This window comes from Luxibacter massiliensis, from assembly GCF_900604355.1.
In the GTDB taxonomy this organism is placed as follows: Bacteria; Bacillota; Clostridia; order Lachnospirales; family Lachnospiraceae; genus Luxibacter; species Luxibacter massiliensis.
Window position 1 is genome coordinate 2,639,205 of record NZ_UWOE01000001.1, and the last position, 20,503, is coordinate 2,659,707.

Sequence of the window (20,503 nt, forward strand, 5' to 3'; positions counted from 1 at the left end):
TACTGCAATTAAGGAAAAAACAACGGCATCCTTTGCCTGGGTCTTATTTATACCAGGTGAATGAATATCTCACAACGTCTGTTACAAAATATGTATCAGAATACTCACATATTTTGTCATCCTTTGTATAGACTGTACTGCGGATATGGAGAATAGGCTTTTCATTTATAAGCTCCAACTCCTTCATCCGCTCCTTTGCAGGTACTGTAGCCGTCACGCTCTGTGTGGAATACCGTATTTCCACCCCATGCTGTTCCTGCATAATATCATGGAGGGAATGATCCCGCAAAAGCCATGGGTTAAAGTCTAAGAACAGCGATTTCGGCAGATAGATAGTCTGCTCTGCAAAGGGCCTTTCATCCGCATACCGGATTCTTTTTATCACAAGTACAGTCTCATCTTCCCTGCAGTCTAAATGCCGGCATAACCATGAATCTGCCTGCACTTCCTGGTAGGAAATAATTTTCGATGTGGGAGTGATCCCTGAAGCAAGCAGTTCCTGATGCATACTGCGCATTCTGGACAGGTCTTTCTCAAACTTAGGCTGGAGTACAAAACAGCCTCTGTTGGGCCTTTTTTCCAGATACCCCTGCTCTATCAAGTCCTCCAATGCCTTCCGGACAGTCACCCGGCTAACGCCGTAATGCTCGCTGAGCCATTTTTCTGTGGGAAGTTTATCCCCGTTTTTCATCTCATTTTTATTAATTTGATCCTTAATATCAGAAACAATTTGATGATAAAGGGGTATTGCCTCTTTCCCATTCTCCATATCATCTCTGTTTCCTATCTCCTCGTGCATATTCTACCATCCTTCCTGCCATTTGCCCATTTAAATCCTTTGCGTGCCTGGTATCATACTATAAAATTGTATCACTATTGTCAATGCTCTTTTCCGTGACGCCAAACAGCTTTTTACCGCGTCCCTCAAACTGCGGCAGCTTTAGTACTTCCCGGTTGCAGAAAGACTGGGGCAGGATTCCCTTCAGATAATTTCTCAGGTGCCCATCTAAAACCCTGGATTGAAAAGTAATCCTCTCCACGCTGACGCCTGCCGTATGGGGAGTTATAATCAGCTTATCCGGGTCAATTCCATATATGGGATGGTCTTTTGACGGCGGCTCTTCATCCAGCACATCCAGGGCCGCTCCTCTGATCCTGTCCTCCTTCAGGGCACAAAACAGAGCGTTCATATCCAGCAGCGCGGCCCTTCCTGTATTCACAAGGCACGCAGAGGGTTTCATCAGGGCAATCTCGTTTTTCCCGATCATGCCTTTATTCTCCTCTGTCACACGTGCCAGGAGCACAACATAGTCAGACTGTTCCATAACTTCATTCAGCTCCAGCACCTCTATATCCATTTCCTTCATTTCCTCTCTGTCTACAAAGGGGTCAAAGCCTATAATTTTCATGCCAAACGCCTGGGCCCTCTGGGCAAGTCCGATCCCATTCCTGCCCAAGCCTATGATTCCCAGCGTCTTGTCAAATACTTCTGTGGAATTCTCATTTATCCTCCTGAACTTTAAATCATTCTCTTTGACCCAGTTTCCCGCCCGTACTTCTTCTACAACTTTAATCAACGGCTTTGCCAGAGCCATAATCAGAAGAAATGTAAATTCCGGTACAGAGCGGCCGCACCTTCCTGCACTGAACAATACGGGAATCCCAAGTTTTGTACATGCCTCAATATCAATATTTTCCTCAGGGCCATCCCTCACGCTCAGTAAAAGCTTCACATCCGGTGCATTGTACAGTACATTCTCTGTCACTTTCTCGTATCCCACAATAAATACTTCTACTCCCTCCAGGGCCTTAATAAGCTGTTCCTCATTCAGCCTGTCTTTTGGCTGTTTTGTAAGGCTGAACCCTACTCTTTTTATATCACAGTATTCTTTCATTTTTTCTTCCCACAGATCATCAAATTCTGCAGTACATAATACTTTCAGCATCCCTTTTCCTCCTTAATTTGTTTTACTTTATACACGCATTATATATGTGAGCCACACCTTTGTCAATAATATTGTATTATTTTTGTAATTTATTTTCCATGTTTATCTTGACTTTTATAATACAATATGTATACAATATTTGTGAGAAAACACAAAACAAATAAAGAAAGGATGATCTGATTATGCGCTACAAACCATTTGGAAACACAGACCTGAAACTCTCTGAACTTGCTCTGGGAACCTGGGCCATAGGAGGTACTGGCTGGGGTGATGTAAATGAAAAGGATTCTATAGCAGCCATTTTGACTATGGTAGAACAAGGTGTGAACCTCATTGATACGGCCCCAAGTTATGGACGGGGACATTCTGAGGAGGTGGTTGGAAAGGCCATCGCCTCCTGCAGGGATAAAGTCACACTGCTGACTAAATGCGGTATCCGCTGGCCGGAAGAAGCAAAGTATGGCGCTTCACAACCCATCAGGGACAGCAGCAAGGCGGCTATTCTCAAACAATGTGAAGAATCTCTTACACGGCTGGGGACAGACCACATAGATATTTATCTTATTCACTGGCCCGATGCCAACACACCTTTCGAGGAGACAGCAGAGGCCCTAAACACCCTAAAGCAGCAGGGAAAAATCCTTTATACGGGAATTTCAAACTTTGAGGACAATGACCTGTCCAGCCTCTATAGCCTGGGAGTTATTGATGTAGTGCAGTTCCCTTATTCCATGGTCAACCGCTCGAAAGAAGACATACTGAAAAAATATGCTCAAAAGGGGGTTTATACAATGGGTTATGGCGGACTGGGAGCCGGCATACTCACCGGCGCCATCCGTGAACTTCCCAAATTTGAGGCAGGAGACGCCCGCCTTGGTTTCTACGACTTCTTCGAAGAACCTAAATTTTCTAAGGTTATGGAACTTCTCAAAACACTGGATGCCATTGCCGGGGAACACAATGTCCCCGTTGCCCAGGTAGCAGTCAACTGGACTACCCACCACCCATATATTGGCGCCTCCCTCACCGGAGTGCGGAACCCAAAGGAGGCCTTGGAAAATTGCGCTGCTTTTGACTGGTCACTCTCAGAGGAAGAGATGCAGGTTATCAATCAGGCAATTGTGGACGCAGGGATTTAAAAAGGAATCCGGTTAAGGGCACAGGTTAAGGTTATACATACAAATATCCCCCGCTGATAGTACCTTTCCTATCAGCGGGGGATATATTAATTCTTTCAATTTTTATTTTTTCTATTATTCATAACTAGGACAACCCCCAGCAATATCGCACCATTTATGACAGCTTCCGCCCAAAAGGGTGCACCCAGGATACTGATCACATTAAAGACAATTCCCAGGAGGGCTGCTGACCAGATTACTCCTGGTATATTATATCGGCCCGGTGTATGGGCCGTGGTGCTTAAAAATGTAACAGCCAGGCCTGGCAGCAAATAGCCTGGCCCTGTATCTGGATATACATTTCTAGACTGGCTGATTAAAATTACTGCACAAAATCCCATGATCACAGAGGCCATCAAAAAGGAGGCAAACCTGACCGCATCCGTATGGATCCCCGCCAGGGAAACGACCCGCCTGGAGTGGCCTGCTGCATAAATGTACCTTCCCAGAGGTGAATGTTCCAGGATCAGCCAGGCTGCCACCCCCGTGAGAATACAGAGCCAAATAGCTATATTCAGCTTTACAATTTTTATCTTGCTGATCCACAGCAGCAGATCAGGGGTTACACCAGTAAATGATTTACCACTGTTAAGTCCCAGGGACCCACCGTACATAATCATCCCCGAAGCCAGGGTGGAAATAGTAGAAGGAATCTTAAACACAACAGTAATTAAGCCATTTAATACCCCCAGGAGCACGCTGGCCCCCATAATAACTACAAACACTCCCAGTGCGGTCCCCCCCACAGAAGCCATCTTCCCGCCCAGCATCATGAGAAATCCCAGCATATAGCCAAGTGATATATCAAATTCGCCTGCTGCCAATGGAATTAAAGACGCCATTGCGAACATAGCCACCGGTACCCTGCCTATCCCGATTACATTTATATTCCTAAGATTCGCAAACTGGGGCACCAACAATGCAGACACTGCCAGCATCAGTAATGTCAGCAGTAACAGGCCGTTTTTTCTAAGATCGGGTTTCCGTATCATAAATAGCTCCACCTCGCAATCATTTCTCGTTCTAAAACGCCATCCTTCTTCTGTATCTGCCCTGCAGCCCTGCCATCCCGGATAACCAGGATCCGGGTACACAGATCAGCTAACTGCTCCGGTTCAGTGGAAAATATAATAATTCCCATCCCCTGTCCCGCCGCCTCCTTTATTAGCTCAAACAGCCTCTGCCTGGAATTTGGGTCTACTCCATAGGTTGGGTCATCCAGCACAAATACTTTTGGTTTCAAGCTCATCCACTTTGCCATAATGGCCTTCTGCTGGTTCCCCCCTGAAAAAGTCCCAAAACTTTTTTCAAAACTGCCTGCAGGCCTGATATCAAATATATCCTGCATCATTTCCAAAGTCTTCTCTGTCAGCTGTTTCCTTCCCCAATATTTCTTTTCATCCGGAAGCAATATATTTTCTCTTGCAGAGCACTCCATAATCCCGCCAGACCTGGGCCGGTCACAAGGCAGAAGTGTAATGCCTCTCTGTATAGCCTTCTTTACGCTCATACGTCTGGGAAGCTGCCTTTTCTCCACATAAATCTCCCCGCTGCGGCGGTTGTATGCCCCGCTTAACAGCCAGGGAATTTCTTGTATTCCACTGTCAGCAACTCCTACTATCCCCAGGATATCCCCTGCATAAAGTTCAAAGGAACACTGCTTCAGTTTATGATATCCCAAATTTTCAGCCCGCAGCACTTCTTCCCCCGGTGTATAGCAAGTCTTTCGCTTTAATACATCCCACAGTCCGGCCAAAGTATTCTTCCCAGCTGTGTCCTCATATGTTCCCTTATTTCCATCCCGGCTCAGCATCTTGCTGACAATTACATCTTCTGTAATATCTCCTGTTTTTCCATGAAAGACAAGTTCCCCGTCATTGAGTATGGCAACCTGGTCGCAATATTTTAAGACAGATTTCAGCCTATGGCTTATCATAATAACCGGAATCCCTTTTTCTGCCACCATTTTTACACGTTCCAGGAAAAACCCCGCCTCATTCTCAGGGATAGAAGCCTCCGACTCATCCAAAATAAGCAGGCTTGTACTCCCAATTTCTTCCCCCATGCCAATTGCAATTGCAATGGCCAGCATATTCCTCTGGGCCGCACTTAAATTGCGCACTGTCTCTTCTACATTTAAGTCAATCTCATATATGCTTAACAGGCCCAGGGCATATTCCCGGATTGCTTTCCAGTCGATCCTTCCGCCCTTAACAGGATACCCCTTAAAGGCGGCAATACATTCGGCAACTGTAAAATCCTCTATCAGAGGACTTTCCTGATGGACGGCGCGCACCCCCATTTCATAGGCCCTGCCGGAATCTGGGATGTCCGGACACGTTTTATCTCCAATCCGTATTTCCCTGCCCTCTGCTTCATCAGGATGGTAAATCCCTGTCAGTACCTTAATCAAAGTAGATTTACCGCTCCCGTTTGCCCCCAGCACCCCTAATATGATTCCATCCTCTATATCCAGACTCACATCCTTAAGTACAGTTACATTGCCAAAAGATACAGAAATATGCTTGATTCCTACAGACATCCTGTTTACCTCCCGTCCTTTACTTTGTCCTCAGACTCTTATTTGTCAGAACAATAGAAATCCAGATAGACACAATCAGGATACCCCCCTGGAAAACATAACTTCCCCATACGGGCGCGCCTGCAATCTCAATCCCATTCTCACCCAGGGCACACAAGAGCAATCCCGCCAGCAGTCCTGGCACATTGATCCTGCCAGGGGTAAAGGACGCCTTACTCAAAAAAACAACCGAGTAAGCCGGCAAAAGGAGTGAGGTGCCGTATGCAGAGCTTGCTGCTCCAAGCTGCCCCAACAGAACTGCTGCGGCAATACCGCAAAATAACCCTGCACAAGTAAAGGCCGCCAGACGTACATGCCCTACCTTGATCCCCGCATAGGCGGCTGTCCGCCCGGATATCCCAACCGCATACAGATGCCTCCCAAACTCTGTCTCATTTAGCATGAAGCGGATAATCACACAGAGTATAAAGAACAGAATTACGCTGTATCCGACCCAGAATACTTTCCCCCTGGAGAAAGAAGTCAGTATTTTGGGAATATTTGTATTTAGAATCCCCCCGCCGGACAGCGCCTGCGTAATGCCCGACAGGGTCAGTCCCACGCTCATTGTGGCAATAAAGGAGCTGACCTTAAATTTTGTAACAATCAGTCCATTTATGGCGCCACACCCTGCGCCTGCCAGAACCATCACAGGAATCACCGCCACCCCGGTACACCCCAATTTTGCAAGAAAAGCCCCTAATACCATACAAAAACAAAGGATATATCCAAGCGACAGGTCAAATTCATCTACTGTTAAAATAAAAATACCGCCCAGGGCCAGACACCCTGTCACCACCTCGTTCATAAGAATGTTGCTGAAATTCTGTACTGTAAGGAAGGAGTCTGACAGAAGATGGAAAACCAGGATAATAACTAACAGTATCCCGGCTATCCCGTATTTTTCTATAAACCCATGATTTCCATTTTGAATACCTGTCTTACCCATATTCCCACCTCATCTATTCCCAAAGTTTATAAAATTCGTCCTTATAATTCATATTGGGAGTCCATGCTTCCCCTTCCTGAGGAAGGTTCGTAATATCAATAATCTGGCCGGGCAGATTTTCTCCCCGCGGTTCTGACAATTCTTGTCCATTCAGAACCCGGATAGCCTGGTCCGCCACTGCATAACCAAGATAAACATTATCATATGCAGCCGTACACGCGGCAACTGTCCCCTGACGTATCAAAGATATCATCTCCGGGTTCCCCAAGACTCCGCACACCTTGACATCCTGTATCCCTGCTGTCTCAAGGGCCTCCGTTACGCTGACAGCGGCAGGATCAAAGGGCAGGAAAATAAATTCTGTCCCCGGATTGGCCGTCACATACCCGATTACCATTCGGTTCAGCTCATCCCCCATCTGCTCGAAAGTAAACATTTGCAGCTCATCATCGACTTCAAGGCCCGTTGATTTCAGTCCCTCCAACAGTCCTTCCTCGAAATACTCTACAGAATAAGACCCCGGACAGCTATAGACGACAACCTCCCCCGTGCCTTCTTTGTTTTCCTCCATCCATGCTGACATATCCTCCCCCAGCATTTTATAATCAGGACCTACATCATATAAGAAATCCACCAGACCTTCGTCCTCTAAGTTCAGCCTGGGGTTAGGGTCATCCGTCCCATTGGATCCACTGACAATTGGGATCCCTGCCGCATTTGCAGCCTGAATGCCCTGCTGCACACTTCTTGCATCCAGCGATATTGTAATAATAATATCTGCATCCCATGCAACAGCATTCATGATAGCTGCATTTTGCTCATCCGGCGTCCCCTTACCGTCGAACATCTGCACATCCCATTTGTACCTTTCGCCAATCTCCTCAATTGCTTCACACGGGATAATACAACCTGACAGGGATGCCTGGGCCGGGACAAGCGCCGCCTTTACCCCCTGAGGTGCTTTTGCTTTCTCTGTAGGCCCTTCAAACACCGTTTCTTCTATGCTGGCAGTCTGCCCTTTTTCTGCCTCCAGCTCATCCGGGAGCTCTATGAGTGCATCACATCCGGACAGTACCAGCAACATCATACATATTACTATACATATACCTGCCTTCTTCATAAGTACCTCCATTTACAGTCCTCTGCGCGGACTGGCTCAACTGTGCAGCTATGTCCTCCTTCAGCCAGTATATCCATTAGGGTGTATAATAATTTTGAGGGACTCACTGTCTCTAAGATTAATGTCTAACGCTTCAAAATATTGTTCCAGCAGATAATGGCCTGTAATCAGACATTTGCAGTCCACTTTCCCGCTCCTGATAAGCTCTAAACATGTTTCAAATTCACTGTTAAAAGTAGACCCGGCATACGTCCACTCATTGACAATAAACTGTGCCACTGGAAGAGGCAGTTCCTTTAACTCTCCATTGGGGAAAGAATATCCTACAAACGTACCCCCTCTTTTTAAAGACCCAAGGGCATCTCTTGAAAATTCAGGACTGCCACATGCATCCACAATAATATCAAACCCTTCTGGAAAATCCTCTTCTATTTTGCCGAATACCCTACTCTCTTGTCCTTCTTCTGCCTGATATACGACGGCCCCTTTTTCTTTCAGTATTTTCAGCTTGCCGGCCACCCGGTCTGTCACTGCCACTGATGAGGCCCCTGAGCCGAGAAACAGCTGGGTTAGTATATTGCCGCTGGCCCCGGCGCCCAGGATCAGCACATGATCCCCCATACTTACACGGCTTCTCTCCACAGCCCGCAGTGCACATCCTACAAGTTCACATACTGCAGCCTCATCAAAGGATACTCCCTCGGGCAGGATATATACCTTGTCTTCATCTGCTACAACATACTCTGCCATGCCCCCCTGCAGATTATGCCCCATGGACCCAAAATTTTCACAGAAGGCATACTCACCTTTTCTGCAGTAACTACATGTTTTACAGGGAACACCATTGTCGATTGTGACAGGCATCCCTGGCTTAAGGGACCTTACCTTATCCCCGGTTTTCTCAATGATTCCGGCCATCTCATGTCCAGGCACCGCCGGATATCTGCCCAGAACCGATCCATTCAGGTCATGGCTCCTCTCCGCAGGCTTACATATGCCGCAGGACATAATTTTGACCAGTACTTGCCCACTTTTACATTCCGGCACGGGAATCTCCCGTATACTGCCGTTTTCCCTGCCCGGCTTATCGTATACTAACGCCCTCATAGCTGCCTCCTATCCTTCAAAAAACGCCTTTGGTGTACGTACTAAAAATTGGTCAAAATCGTCCTGGCTCAGTCCCAGTTTCTTTAATTCAGGCCAAAGATAGTCAAACACATACGTATATTGGTATTCCATATCCTCATGGTCCTGCTTATAAAAATCCTCCCATGTCCCCCCAAAAATATGCAGGCTGTCCTGCCCGTCCATAAAGCACATACAGTCATGGCTTACAATGATTTTATCCCTGTATCCTCTGTCGCAGAGTTCTTTGAGGACTTTCGCCCTGACTGCAAGAGGCATAATGGTGTCAATGCTGAACCTGTCCAACCCCAGATAACTTCCCCTCTCTGCAACCCTTTCTATATAATCCACATCATCCAGATCTCCCAAGTGCCCTATGACCACCTTACTCAAGTCCACGCCTTCTGCCTCAAATACATTTTGCTGCTCATACCCGGAGTGCCCTATGGAATGAGTAATGATAGGCAGTCCTGTCTCCCTGTGGACCTTGGCAATAATTTTCAGCATCCTCTCATCATCCCGGTTTATATGATCCCCATGAGTTGCACACTTAATCACGCCTGCCTTAATATCAGTCCCCTCAATGCCTTTTTCTGCTTCCCGTATAAACAAAGAAGCTATGTAGTCTGGATCCTTATACAGGTGCCAGCCATAACTGTTGCCATAAATGCCAGTACAGGCTACGACTTGTATTCCTGACTTATCCGAAACCTCCTTTATCATCCCAATATCTCTTCCCAGATCCAGGGGTGTCACATCCACAATTGTATCGATCCCACGTTCCTTAGCTTTTTTATACTGCCCTACCGCATACTCAATAAACTGATCCCTGTCCAGCCAGTCCGGGAAAGCTTTCCACACATTTGCATCTACTGTCCCCAAATGTTCGTGCATTAATGTCATTCCCAAATTCTCTGTATCCAAAGCTCCAAGCACAGTATTAATTTTTTTCATTTTGTACACCTCCAATTTATTTTTCTACACGAGTTATTTTTCAATATATTATCATATTGTATCTTTTTTGTCAATCATTTCATATTTATTTTGTATTATATTTAGATTGACTTTTGTATTGTAATTGTATTATAATTTACTCATGGAGGATTAGAAAATGGAACAATTATTTGGAATATGCGAATGGGCGCTTCCCTGCCAGGGTTCTCTGGCCATCCGTCTTGCCTCTTTGGCAGGATTTGACGGAATACAGCTCGGGGAGGCCGGGGGAAGGCGATTCAGTTATCCCCTGAACAACCCTGAAGTCCAAAAAGCCTTGGCAGAGGCCGCCAGGCAATATCATATACAACTTCATTCCTTGAATTTAGGAGCCTTACTTTCAGAAGGCACCATGAACTACGCCCCATCTACACTGAAAGGGGAATATGCACGGCAAAGTCTGCGTTTTGGTTTCCTCGCCTGCCAGAAACTTAACATCCATACGATTGTAATCACTGCAAGTCCAACTTCAGAAGAAGCTAAGGAGCATATATTACAGCATTTGCAGTATGCCTGCACGCTGTCTGATACATGTAATATAGAAATAGCGCTGGAATCTGCACTTCCGCTGCATCAAATCCAGGAAATTTTAACCCAGTTAAACGGGCGTGTAAAGATATGTATGGATACTTTAAACCCTCTGAGATTCAGAACCGGTATTCCCCAGGAACAAATCACCACATTTGGGGCAGAACTCATCAGTCATTTTCACATGAAAGACAGTTTATCCCCCCTCTTCACCCCTTCTGAACGCGGATGCGTCCTCCTGGGTTCTGGAGATGCAGGTTATTCTCAATCTGTAGATGCAATTAAAAGTATCGGCTATCAAGGTTGGATCATCTCAGAAAATTACTATTACCTCCCTCCCATGAATATTGGGCAGGACTTCCTGATGTTAGCCAAAAAAGATCTTCATACATTAAAAGCTTCCTTTCAGTAACCAAAACAACACTAACATATTTTCGTTTTGAAAGCAATAAGACAAATTTCGCAAGAAAATTTTTCTAACAAAACAAAAGCACCTGATATAGTCATCTTCAGAACAGAATCCGACCAGAATCTGCCTCAAATACCATATCAGGTGCATATTATTAATTTCTAAACATTATAACGCCCGCAGTCTTTCTGAAAACTCACTGCTAAGGACAATCTGGGCCACATAGAACACTTCCCCTGTCATAAACACATTCCAGTCGCGATCAATCTCGACCTGCAGATCACCCCCAGGCATATGAACAACCACTTTATTTCCTGTCATTCCCAGCTTATAGGCAACCCCTGCAGCGGCACAGGCCCCGGTTCCTGTTGCCATTGTATAGCCGGCTCCTCTCTCAAAGGTTTCGATGGAGATATTTTCATTATCTGTCACCTTCATAATTTCTGTATTAATCCGCTCTGGAAAATATCTGGCTACTTCTGAATAATTTCCTATTTTACACACAAGGGGACGGGAAACTTCGCGCATAGGTATGACACAATGGGGGTTGCCTACGGATACACATGTCACCGGATACAGGGTTCTCCCAAACACCATGTCCTCGTTGATAACCTCCCTGCGCTCTCCTGTCACCGGCACTTCATCACTCCAGAAGGACAGCCTTCCCATGGACACCCGCAGCCTGCTGCCATCTTCATTTAAATAAGTTATCTCCACTTCTCCCCCGTCTGTGGTCAGTTTGTAATTCTTCTTCTGGACATATCCCGCATCTTTTAGATATTTTGCAAAAATCCTCACGCCATTCCCACTTTTTTCTGCCACACTCCCGTCCGGGTTCCAGATTCTCAGGGACATGTGCTTTTCTCCGATAAAGGGGCCCTCCAGTATTCCGTCTGCGCCAAGTCCCATATTTCTGTTGCAGAGCATCTCTACATTACTTTTATTTAATTTTAACTCATTCTTATTTGGATCAAAAACCAGATAATCGTTTCCTAAACCATGATAACGTTCTAATATAATTTTCACTCTCAGCACCTCCTACTGTAATTATTATATCAGGCATTTTTTTGATATAATACCATAAAAATGCTTTTTATATTGCAAATAATGCTCTATAATAAAATGTAACTATATAGAGGAGGGAGTCTATGCAGCAATATAATAAACGTGGATACCTGAACAGCGACTTTAGGATATTCCACCTTAAAGACAGTATATCCAGAGAATTCGACTTCCATTATCATGACTTTCACAAAATCACAATTTTTATCAGGGGCAAAGTGCAATACTTTATAGAAGGGAAATCTTATGCCCTGAAGCCTTATGACATTATTCTGGTAAGCCGCAATGATATCCACCGGGTACAAGTTGACAGCTGTAATGCATATGAAAGAATAATTGTCTATATTTCCCCCAGCTTTATGGATGCCTATAAGACAGACGAATACGACCTGCACTATTGCTTTGAAAAGGCAAAAAAAGAACGTTCCAATGTTCTGCGTATCCACAATTTCGAGAAAAGCTCTCTCTTTAAAACTATGAACCGCCTGGAACGTTCTTTTGAGGACCAGGAGTATGCGCAAAGCCTATACCGCCAACTTTTATTTCTGGAGTTCATGATCCACTTGAACAGAGCCGCCATTAAAAACCGCGTAGAGTTTTTGGACACTGAATTATATAACTCAAAAATCATAAATATTATCCAGTACATCAACAGCCACTTGGCAGAGGACTTAAGCATTGACAGGCTGTCAGGCACCTTTTATATAAGTAAATATTATATGATGCGCCTGTTTAAGGCCGAGACAGGCTATACAATAGGAAATTATATAACGTACCGCCGCCTGCTGCTTGCAAGAAACCTGATATCACAGGGTATGCCTGCCACACAGGCATGTTTTGCTTCTGGTTTTCATGACTACTCTGCTTTCTCCCGGGCCTATAAGTCTGAATTTTCTGAGACGCCGCGCCGTCTGCTGCGCCAGTAGGAAAACTTGAACCACTGTTTAGGCACCGATACCACAAAGACTATCCCAAGCACAATGGCAAAGGCCACCTTGAGCGCCCCTATCCCCATGCTGGCTGCCTCTGAAAGCTCACCCTGCACCAGATTATATGCAGTATAGTAGATGCTTGTGCCGGGAATAAGAGGGAAAATGCCGGAGACAAGGAAAATAGTAATAGGACATTTCTTCCACACTGCCAGCATCCTGGATATCAGGACCACAACTGCCGTCCCTAAAAAGGAGGCTGTGGACGGTGAGGCCACTCCCAGAACCGCACAATAACAAAGCCATCCTGCTGTTCCAGTCAGGCCGCAGCACAGATAAAACCGCCGGGGAACATTAAACAGAACAGAAAATGCGATAGTCCCCAGAAAAGAACAAAATATATTGCCGAATATACTTCCTGCGGTCATCACCATAGGCCTGCACCTCCTGCCAGATTATTATAACAGCCAAGCACAAATCCTACTCCAATAGCAATATAGACGAACACAAGCAGTGCATCTACAATCCTCACAATGCCGGAAATGAAATCGCTGTTTGCAATGTCTCTGATAGAATTGACAAAAGCTACCCCTGGGACAAGGGGAAGTATGGAACCCACAATAATTTTATCCATCCTGACAGGGACAGTCCAGGGAATCTGTATGGCCAAAAGAGCCATCACTGTTATAAACCCGCCGCCTACAATGTTAATAATAATTTTTGTCAGCCTGTGATTTTCTGCAAAAATAACGAACGTATAAAGCATACATCCTATGATTACAGCCACCATACTCTCCCAGACGTTGGCCTTCAGCAGATAGCAGAAACAGCCGCTGCCAATACCTGCGGCAAAAACTCTGAACCGCCCCCTTTTAGGAGGCATTTTTTCGATCTCACTGAGCCGTGCCCGTGCTTCACAAAGTCCCATATTCCCGGCTGCTATTTCTCGGGACAGGTCATTTACTTCTGTTACAATCCCCAGATGGAAGCCTGAAAGGGGAATATGTTTTACACGTGCATAAATTTCCTCACTTCCATAGCATGCAGTAATAAAAATTCCATTGCTCATGACAAAGGGATCTACATCTTCAATATGGTACCTGCTGCATACCCGCCTGATCGTTTCCTCCACCCGAAAGATTTCCGCGCCATTTTTCAAAAGGACACGCCCCATATCCAGGGCCAGCTCAAGTACGGCTTTCCTCTCTTCGCTGTCACGCCCGCCCGGCTCTTGTTTCTTAGCGCCAATCTTTATCCCTTCTGACATACCTCTCCCCCAAAATATATTTATCTTTATCAGGTTACGCATTTTCTGTCTCAGCATTTTGGCAAGACTTCTGCAGGGCAATGTATGCCATGCGTCCACTATCCCCTCCGTGGGGCATATCTCCCGGAAAAATCTTTAGAATTTTATATCTATCCGTGTCCCGCTCCCTATTTCGCTGTCCACAAAGACCTTTGCACCATGAAGCAGCGCGCCGTGCTTAACAATAGACAGTCCAAGCCCTGTCCCCCCTCTTTCTTTAGAGTGGCTCTTATCCACACGGTAAAAACGCTCAAAGATTCTCTCCTGGTGCTCCTTCGGTATCCCTATGCCATTATCTGCCACGCTGACTTTGGGGCCTTCAAGAGTATTCCCCACCCATACGGATACCCTGCCGCCCTGCACATTATACTTGATTGCATTTTCGCAAATATTATAAATCATCTCATCTAAAATCTGCCGGATCCCATGATAGATAACCGGCTCCCCTGCAATGACAAACCGTACATTCTTTGCCGCCGCCTGGGGGGAAAGCCTGCTTATAATTTCCCGGCATAAATGATAAAGATCCACATCCTCTTTCTCCAGTTCTACAGACTCTTCGTCCAGCCTGGAAAGCTTGATAATATCCTCCACAAGAGTAATCAGGCGCCTGGCCTCCTTGTAGATTCTCTCAGAAAAATTAGGAATATCCTGGGGCCTGACCATCCCATTTTTTATAATCTCCGCATAACCAGATATAGAGGTCAGAGGCGTCTTCAGTTCATGGGAAACATTTGCGGAAAATTCCTTCCGCATGTTGGAGACAGCCTCTCTCTCCTGATTCTGCGCATCTATTGCCCGTAACAAGGGGGCCAGTTCTGGATAAATGTCATTGTCCAGCGGATGCTCAATATTTAATTCATTGATTGGTTTTATCAGCCTCGCTGTCTGCCACTTTGCCAAAAGCCAGGCCAGAAACAGCATAAATACTGCCAGAACCCCCATCACAGGCAGTACACTCATGGCAGTGGCAGCTAAATTATCCATAGACTTTGCTACCCGCAGCACTGTCCCATTCTCAAGTAAAAGAGCATAGTAGTACATTTCCTGCCCCCGGGTATCAGACATCCTTACATCTTCCCCAGTCCCCTTGGACAGCGCCTGCTGTACTTCTTTCCTGGATTTATGGCTGTCCAAAGTTTTAGCATCTCTGCCAGAATCGTAGATCACGGCGCCATCAGAAGATATCTGTGTGACCCTTGTCCGCACATCTACCTCATCCATTTTCTCCAGGTATAAGGAGCCTGTAATATTAATTGCTGATCTGATATATCTGGCCTCCTGCCTGACCTCCATCTTCATTAAATCCATGTTATGGCCATACAGGGCAACTGTCAATATTAGATATGAAATAAGTAGGGTACCAAATATAACAAGCATCATGCTCCTCTGGATCCTAATCCTCATGATATCCCCCTACCCTGTATCCGACCCCCCTGACCGTCTCTATAATCTCTCCCTTACTTCCCAGCTTTTGGCGGAGAGTCCTTACATGTACATCCACTGTCCTGGTTTCCCCGTCAAAGTCATATCCCCATATATCCTCCAGAAGCTGGTCTCTTGTCAACACTATATTCTGGTTACGCATCAGCCTCTCTAAAAGCTCAAACTCCTTTAAGGTCAGCGTCACCGGGGTTCCATCTACAGTCACCTCATGCTTTTTAATATTGATCCGCACCCCCGCTATGCTGATATCTGTTTTATCTATCTTTTGCCCGGTACGGCGCATGACAGCTTTAATCCTGGATACAAGCTCCATCATTCCAAAAGGCTTTGTCACATAGTCATCGGCCCCTGAATCCAGTCCGATTACTTTGTCATATTCTGCTCCCTTTGCCGTTACCATAATGACTGGTATATCCTTTGTCTTGGCAGAACCCTTCAGTTTGGAAAGCAGGGCCAGGCCATCCTCTCCCGGCAGCATGATATCAAGCAAAATAAGCTCTGGCGTATCAAACGCCAAAGCTTCCATAAATGCGCTGCCGTCGGCAAACCCCTGCGCTTTTAACCCTGTTGTTTCCAATGTATATATTACAAGCTCCCGGATGTTATCATCATCTTCCACGCAATATATCATTATAAATAGCTCCTCTTTTTTATTTCTCTTCCAGCACGGCATTATTACGGTGCACGCCTGTAATGGAAAATTCTACCCATTCAGCAATATTTGTGGCATGGTCACCAATACGCTCCAAATACTTTGTTACCATAATCAGATCGAAAATATTACCTCCATTTTCACCTTTCTCTGCACGGATATAACGGATCAGTTCATCGCGGATAGTGTTAAACAGCTCATCTACCACATCATCCGCTTTCATTACACTCTCCGCCAGCTCAAGATCTTTGGATACATATGCTGTCACACTGTCACGCACCATCTTGCTGGCTGCTGCTGCCATAGTCCCGATTTCTTTAATATCCACTGCCGTGTTGTTTCCCGATGAAATTACAATCTCCGCAATATCAGAAGTCTGGTCACCGATACGTTCCATATCCGTAATCATTTTCAGAGCTGCAGAAATCCTCCGCAGATCCTTTGCCACTGGCTGCTGCTGTAAAAGCAGCTTCAGACAGAGTCTCTCAATATCCTTCTCTATCTGGTCAATCTCCTCATCAGCCGCCATAATTGCCCTGGCCTGTTCAGGACTCCCCTCCTTCAGCGCCTTTGTAGCCTTGGCTATGGCTATCTCACAGAGCTCACCCATATGTGTAAGCTGCTCCTCCAGTAACTGTAACTGCATATCAAATTTATTACGCATATCCTAACCAAACCTCCCTGTAATATAATCCTCTGTCCTTTTATCTGCCGGTATGGAGAATAATTTCTCCGTATCATTGTATTCTACAACCTCACCGAGAAGAAAGAAGGCCGTATTATCCGACACGCGCACTGCCTGCTGCATATTATGTGTTACCATGACAATAGTATAATCTTTTTTCAGCTCCATAGCAAGATCTTCAATTTTGGATGTGGAAATTGGGTCCAGGGCTGAGGTGGGTTCATCCATCAGAAGAACTTCAGGCTCCACAGCCAAAGCCCTTGCAATACAAAGTCGCTGCTGCTGTCCCCCTGACATTCCCAGGGCACTCTTTTTCAGCCTGTCTTTACACTCATCCCAAATGGCAGCATTGCGCAGGGATCTTTCCACTATGTCATCTAACTTGGCCTTAGAATGGATTCCATGGGTTCTCGGGCCAAATGCGATATTATCATAAATACTCATTGGAAAAGGATTCGGTTTCTGGAACACCATGCCGACTCTTTTTCTGAGAATATTCACATCCATGCCTTTAAAGATATTTTCTCCGTCCAGCAGAATCTCTCCTTCTATACGGCACCCTTCCACCAAGTCGTTCATCCGGTTAATTGATTTTAACAGTGTTGATTTCCCACATCCACTGGGCCCGATAAAAGCGGTGATTTTATTGGGTTCTATTTCCAGGTTTACATCCTTTAGGGCTTTGAAATCATCGTAATACAAGTCCAGATTTTTGATACTTATTTTTCCCATCTCTATTACCTTTCTACGCTTTCGTTAATTTTCTTGCTATTACGCTGGATATTGCATTGATCCCGACTACCAGCACAAGCAGCACCACCGCTGTTGCATATGCCTGATCCATATACAGTCCCTCGCTGGCCAGATTATACATATGCACGGCCAGCGTCCTCCCTGAACCCATCACACTGGAAGGTACATTGGCCACAGTCCCCGCTGTATACATAAGCGCTGCAGTCTCTCCCACAATCCTGCCAATGGCCAGAATCACACCTGCCAGGATTCCAGGCACCGCAGAGGGTAAGACGATACGGAATACTGTCCGCAGTTTCCCTGCCCCCAATCCAAAGCTTCCTTCCCGGAAGGAATCAGGCACAGACTTTAACGCTTCCTCCGTGGTGCGCATAATCAGCGGCAGAATCATGATTGCCAATGTAAACGCCCCTGCAAGCAGAGAAAATCCCCATCCCAGCGTATTTACAAAAAACAGCATTCCAAACAGTCCATACACGATAGAAGGGATGCCTGAAAGCGTCTCTGTGGTAAGGCGTATTACATTCATGAACTTGTTACCCCTCTTCGCATACTCGACTAAAAAAATAGCCGCAAATATCCCCAGCGGGACAGCAACCAGCAGGGAAAGAAATGTCATTGTAAGAGTATTGATTAGGGCCGGCATCAGCGATGCATTGTCGGATGTATAAGTAAATGAAAAGAGTGACGGCTTAATATAGGGAATCCCATGTACAAGGATATACACTATCAGGAAAATCAGTACTGTAAATGTCAGGACTGCGCCCAGGATAACCAGCAGCATCACAAGAAAGGATCCGGGATGGTTTTTCAAATAATTTTTCAGCTTCTGGCCGAATGTTGTTTGATTACTCACGTTCTGACCTCCTGTTCAATAAAGCTACACTGAAATTTATAATAAGGATAAACACAAAGAGAACAACACCCGTGGCAATCAAAGCCTCTCTGTGCAAATCTGTGGCATACCCCATCTCAATCACAATATTGGCGGTAAGAGTACGCACCCCTTTTAAAATGCCGGCCGGCATCCTGGCCTGGTTCCCGGCTACCATAATAACTGCCATTGTTTCCCCTATGGCGCGCCCGATTCCAAGCACAATCCCGGCTATCACCCCTGATTTTGCAGCAGGCATAATAACACGGAAAATACTTCTCTCACGGGTCGCCCCAAGGGCAAGGGCCCCCTCATAATACTGCGGCGGCACTGAACGGATGGCGGACTCTGTCACCCCGATAATTGTTGGAAGAATCATCATCCCGAGAAGAATGGAGGCAGTCAGTATACTATTGCCATTTCCACTGCTTCTTACTAACCCCATAGCTTTTAACGTCCTCCCAAATTCTCTGATCCAGGGCACTAAAACAACCAGGCCAAAAAAACCATATACGACCGAAGGGATTCCTGCCAGCAATTCTGTTGCGGCTTTGAGAGGCCTGTAAATTTTTTTCGGGCAGTACATCGCCATAAACACAGAAGTCAATATTCCAATAGGCACGCCAAAAAGTATGGCTCCTGCTGTCACATAGATACTGCCTATTATCATAGGAAGTATTCCATATATACTGTTATTGGGTTTCCACATTTCTCCTGACACAAATTTGAAAAATCCGATTTCTTTCATTGCGGGGATCCCATTTGCAAATAAAAAGATACAAATGAGAGCTACCGCCAGCACCGAAGCACAGGCGGCAATAAAGAACACTCCCTGCATGAATTTCTCATTCCATGCTTTTGATTTCATTTATTCGATTACCTCATCCCATGTAAGAGCCTCGCCTGTATAGATCGCTTTTACCTGTTCACTGCTCAGCTCATCCACTGTACTGTTATTATTAACGATTACCGCAATACCGTCTGTAGCGATAACTGTCGGGGTAAGTCCTCCAGACAATTCATCATCTTTTAGTTCTCTGGAAGCCATACCGATATCATAGCTGCCATCAATAGCGGATGTCATTCCCGTTGTGGAGTCTGTTGTCTGAAGTTCGATCTCTGCATCTGGATTTACAGCTTTATATGCTTCGATCAGCTTTTCCATAACTGGGGCAATAGAGGAAGAGCCTCCCACTACAGCTTTTCCTGACGGTGATGTCCCCTCAAAAGGCTTTACGTCATCTACTGCTATATAGTGGTTTTCTTCAACAACTGCCTGGCCCTCTTCACTCATAATAAAGTTTACAAAGTCTTTTGCCACTTCATTGTCTAAATCTTCTTTTGTTGCAATGTTGAACGGCCTGGATACTTTGTAATCTCCTGATTTTACGTTATCAGCTGTTGCCTCAGCGCCGTCAATCTTTACTGCTTTAACGCTTTCATCTAATGAACCCAGAGAGACATATCCAATTGCATATTCATCCCCTGAAACTGTAGTCAGCATAACAGATGTACTGTTTGTTATCTGTGCCTCCTCAGTTGTCATGTCGACTTTTTCGTCTCCATTTTTCTCCTCTATCCCAAACAGTTCTATAAACGCGCCTCTTGTCCCTGACCCATCTTCACGGGATACTATAGTTATATCATTTGTGCTGTCCCAGTCAGCGGAAGCTTCTGTATTTGTGTCCCCCGAAGCATCTGAGGTATTATCTGTTCCTGCATCTGAGCTGCCGCATCCTGTAACACCGATTGCCAACATGCTAACCATAGATATTGCTGCAATAAACTTTTTCATTTTCATTTTACAAATCTCCTTTACTTTCACAAAATATCCTGTGATTACTTCTTGCTTAAACTCTTTATTTCCTTCACAGTTGCAATCATAAAAGAGAATTGTAAAATATGTAATGTGCCAATTGTTAAATCTAGGTTAAATCATTTGGATGCACCAGTGCCAACGTACATCT

General features: G+C 45.4%; 21 protein-coding genes. 3 read left to right on the plus strand and 18 right to left on the minus strand.

The genetic code is table 11. The annotated features are described in order from the left end of the window. Positions 1–43 precede the first annotated feature (43 nt). Complete coding sequence (locus EFA47_RS12095) at positions 44–799, minus strand: GntR family transcriptional regulator (RefSeq protein WP_122643512.1); 756 nt, start codon at positions 797–799, stop codon at positions 44–46. 58 nt (positions 800–857) lie between these two features. After that, a complete protein-coding gene (locus EFA47_RS12100) occupies positions 858–1,946 on the minus strand; it encodes an NAD(P)-dependent oxidoreductase (RefSeq protein WP_122643513.1) in 1,089 nt (362 codons plus the stop codon). A 182-nt stretch (positions 1,947–2,128) separates the two neighbouring features. On the opposite strand from EFA47_RS12100, the gene EFA47_RS12105 reads away from it, so the two are divergent. After that, complete coding sequence (locus tag EFA47_RS12105) at positions 2,129–3,085, plus strand: aldo/keto reductase (protein ID WP_122643514.1); 957 nt, start codon at positions 2,129–2,131, stop codon at positions 3,083–3,085. Positions 3,086–3,180: 95 nt separating this feature from the next. Here the strand turns inward: EFA47_RS12105 and EFA47_RS12110 are convergent, their stop codons facing one another. From EFA47_RS12110 to EFA47_RS12135, 6 genes are read right to left on the minus strand one after another with little or no spacing between them, the layout of a single operon-like run. Beyond that, positions 3,181–4,116, minus strand: a complete 936-nt coding sequence (locus EFA47_RS12110; protein ID WP_122643515.1) for an ABC transporter permease — start codon at positions 4,114–4,116, stop codon at positions 3,181–3,183. Further along, entirely contained in the window at positions 4,113–5,666 is a 1,554-nt protein-coding gene (locus EFA47_RS12115; protein ID WP_122643516.1) for an ATP-binding cassette domain-containing protein, read from the minus strand. The genes EFA47_RS12110 and EFA47_RS12115 overlap by 4 nt, the downstream gene beginning before the upstream one ends. A gap of 19 nt (positions 5,667–5,685) precedes the next feature. Next, positions 5,686–6,654, minus strand: coding sequence for an ABC transporter permease (locus EFA47_RS12120; protein WP_122643517.1), 969 nt, complete (start codon positions 6,652–6,654; stop codon positions 5,686–5,688). Between the two features lie 13 nt (positions 6,655–6,667). Beyond that, complete coding sequence (locus EFA47_RS12125; protein ID WP_164689993.1) at positions 6,668–7,774, minus strand: sugar ABC transporter substrate-binding protein; 1,107 nt, start codon at positions 7,772–7,774, stop codon at positions 6,668–6,670. Positions 7,775–7,834: 60 nt separating this feature from the next. Then, positions 7,835–8,881, minus strand: a complete 1,047-nt coding sequence (locus EFA47_RS12130) for an alcohol dehydrogenase catalytic domain-containing protein (RefSeq protein ID WP_122643519.1) — start codon at positions 8,879–8,881, stop codon at positions 7,835–7,837. Positions 8,882–8,890: 9 nt separating this feature from the next. Then, positions 8,891–9,853 carry a phosphotriesterase family protein gene (locus EFA47_RS12135; RefSeq protein ID WP_122643520.1) on the minus strand — a complete coding sequence of 321 codons (963 nt, stop codon included), beginning with the start codon at positions 9,851–9,853 and terminating at the stop codon, positions 8,891–8,893. A gap of 157 nt (positions 9,854–10,010) precedes the next feature. Between EFA47_RS12135 and EFA47_RS12140 the strand changes: the two genes are divergently transcribed. Next, on the plus strand, positions 10,011–10,832 hold the full coding sequence (locus tag EFA47_RS12140; protein WP_122643521.1) for a sugar phosphate isomerase/epimerase family protein: 822 nt from the start codon (positions 10,011–10,013) through the stop codon (positions 10,830–10,832). 165 nt (positions 10,833–10,997) lie between these two features. On the opposite strand, the gene dapF is transcribed toward EFA47_RS12140, so the two are convergent. Continuing rightward, positions 10,998–11,855, minus strand: coding sequence for a diaminopimelate epimerase (gene dapF, locus EFA47_RS12145; protein ID WP_122643522.1), 858 nt, complete (start codon positions 11,853–11,855; stop codon positions 10,998–11,000). 122 nt (positions 11,856–11,977) lie between these two features. Between dapF and EFA47_RS12150 the strand changes: the two genes are divergently transcribed. Further along, positions 11,978–12,817, plus strand: a complete 840-nt coding sequence (locus tag EFA47_RS12150; protein ID WP_122643523.1) for an AraC family transcriptional regulator — start codon at positions 11,978–11,980, stop codon at positions 12,815–12,817. Here EFA47_RS12150 and EFA47_RS12155 read toward each other — a convergent pair. The 9 genes from EFA47_RS12155 to EFA47_RS12195 all read right to left on the minus strand — a co-directional run bounded on the left by EFA47_RS12155 (position 12,769) and on the right by EFA47_RS12195 (position 20,337). Next, a complete protein-coding gene (locus EFA47_RS12155; protein ID WP_122643524.1) occupies positions 12,769–13,254 on the minus strand; it encodes a threonine/serine exporter family protein in 486 nt (161 codons plus the stop codon). The two genes, EFA47_RS12150 and EFA47_RS12155, sit on opposite strands and share 49 nt — an antisense overlap. After that, positions 13,248–14,087: a threonine/serine exporter family protein gene (locus EFA47_RS12160; RefSeq protein ID WP_164689994.1), complete on the minus strand. Its 840-nt coding sequence runs from the start codon at positions 14,085–14,087 to the stop codon at positions 13,248–13,250. The genes EFA47_RS12155 and EFA47_RS12160 overlap by 7 nt, the downstream gene beginning before the upstream one ends. A gap of 135 nt (positions 14,088–14,222) precedes the next feature. Beyond that, positions 14,223–15,533, minus strand: coding sequence for a sensor histidine kinase (locus EFA47_RS12165; RefSeq protein WP_122643525.1), 1,311 nt, complete (start codon positions 15,531–15,533; stop codon positions 14,223–14,225). Next, positions 15,523–16,203 carry a winged helix-turn-helix domain-containing protein gene (locus tag EFA47_RS12170; protein ID WP_122643526.1) on the minus strand — a complete coding sequence of 227 codons (681 nt, stop codon included), beginning with the start codon at positions 16,201–16,203 and terminating at the stop codon, positions 15,523–15,525. The genes EFA47_RS12165 and EFA47_RS12170 overlap by 11 nt, the downstream gene beginning before the upstream one ends. A gap of 19 nt (positions 16,204–16,222) precedes the next feature. Then, positions 16,223–16,888: a phosphate signaling complex protein PhoU gene (gene phoU, locus EFA47_RS12175; protein ID WP_122643527.1), complete on the minus strand. Its 666-nt coding sequence runs from the start codon at positions 16,886–16,888 to the stop codon at positions 16,223–16,225. Positions 16,889–16,891: 3 nt separating this feature from the next. Further along, on the minus strand, positions 16,892–17,641 hold the full coding sequence (pstB, locus tag EFA47_RS12180; protein WP_122643528.1) for a phosphate ABC transporter ATP-binding protein PstB: 750 nt from the start codon (positions 17,639–17,641) through the stop codon (positions 16,892–16,894). Between the two features lie 13 nt (positions 17,642–17,654). Next, positions 17,655–18,518 carry a phosphate ABC transporter permease PstA gene (gene pstA / locus EFA47_RS12185; protein ID WP_122643529.1) on the minus strand — a complete coding sequence of 288 codons (864 nt, stop codon included), beginning with the start codon at positions 18,516–18,518 and terminating at the stop codon, positions 17,655–17,657. Next, positions 18,511–19,404, minus strand: coding sequence for a phosphate ABC transporter permease subunit PstC (gene pstC, locus EFA47_RS12190; protein WP_122643530.1), 894 nt, complete (start codon positions 19,402–19,404; stop codon positions 18,511–18,513). Before pstC ends, pstA begins: the two co-directional genes overlap by 8 nt. After that, positions 19,405–20,337, minus strand: a complete 933-nt coding sequence (locus EFA47_RS12195; protein ID WP_122643531.1) for a substrate-binding domain-containing protein — start codon at positions 20,335–20,337, stop codon at positions 19,405–19,407. Positions 20,338–20,503 lie beyond the last annotated feature (166 nt).

Bases quoted from the DNA above. Each gene is read 5' to 3' on its own strand.
- EFA47_RS12125 (WP_164689993.1), bottom strand. From the start codon at position 7,774: ATGAAGAAGGCAGGTATATGTATAGTAATATGTATGATGTTGCTGGTA.
- EFA47_RS12120 (WP_122643517.1), bottom strand. From the start codon at position 6,654: ATGGGTAAGACAGGTATTCAAAATGGAAATCATGGGTTTATAGAAAAA.
- EFA47_RS12110 (WP_122643515.1), bottom strand. From the start codon at position 4,116: ATGATACGGAAACCCGATCTTAGAAAAAACGGCCTGTTACTGCTGACA.
- phoU (WP_122643527.1), bottom strand. From the start codon at position 16,888: ATGCGTAATAAATTTGATATGCAGTTACAGTTACTGGAGGAGCAGCTT.
- EFA47_RS12100 (WP_122643513.1), bottom strand. From the start codon at position 1,946: ATGCTGAAAGTATTATGTACTGCAGAATTTGATGATCTGTGGGAAGAA.
- EFA47_RS12135 (WP_122643520.1), bottom strand. From the start codon at position 9,853: ATGAAAAAAATTAATACTGTGCTTGGAGCTTTGGATACAGAGAATTTG.
- EFA47_RS12160 (WP_164689994.1), bottom strand. From the start codon at position 14,087: ATGTCAGAAGGGATAAAGATTGGCGCTAAGAAACAAGAGCCGGGCGGG.
- pstC (WP_122643530.1), bottom strand. From the start codon at position 19,404: ATGAAATCAAAAGCATGGAATGAGAAATTCATGCAGGGAGTGTTCTTT.
- EFA47_RS12170 (WP_122643526.1), bottom strand. From the start codon at position 16,203: ATGATATATTGCGTGGAAGATGATGATAACATCCGGGAGCTTGTAATA.
- EFA47_RS12130 (WP_122643519.1), bottom strand. From the start codon at position 8,881: ATGAGGGCGTTAGTATACGATAAGCCGGGCAGGGAAAACGGCAGTATA.
- pstB (WP_122643528.1), bottom strand. From the start codon at position 17,641: ATGGGAAAAATAAGTATCAAAAATCTGGACTTGTATTACGATGATTTC.
- EFA47_RS12140 (WP_122643521.1), top strand. From the start codon at position 10,011: ATGGAACAATTATTTGGAATATGCGAATGGGCGCTTCCCTGCCAGGGT.
- EFA47_RS12150 (WP_122643523.1), top strand. From the start codon at position 11,978: ATGCAGCAATATAATAAACGTGGATACCTGAACAGCGACTTTAGGATA.
- EFA47_RS12195 (WP_122643531.1), bottom strand. From the start codon at position 20,337: ATGAAAATGAAAAAGTTTATTGCAGCAATATCTATGGTTAGCATGTTG.
- EFA47_RS12155 (WP_122643524.1), bottom strand. From the start codon at position 13,254: ATGGTGATGACCGCAGGAAGTATATTCGGCAATATATTTTGTTCTTTT.
- EFA47_RS12095 (WP_122643512.1), bottom strand. From the start codon at position 799: ATGCACGAGGAGATAGGAAACAGAGATGATATGGAGAATGGGAAAGAG.
- EFA47_RS12105 (WP_122643514.1), top strand. From the start codon at position 2,129: ATGCGCTACAAACCATTTGGAAACACAGACCTGAAACTCTCTGAACTT.
- EFA47_RS12165 (WP_122643525.1), bottom strand. From the start codon at position 15,533: ATGAGGATTAGGATCCAGAGGAGCATGATGCTTGTTATATTTGGTACC.
- EFA47_RS12115 (WP_122643516.1), bottom strand. From the start codon at position 5,666: ATGTCTGTAGGAATCAAGCATATTTCTGTATCTTTTGGCAATGTAACT.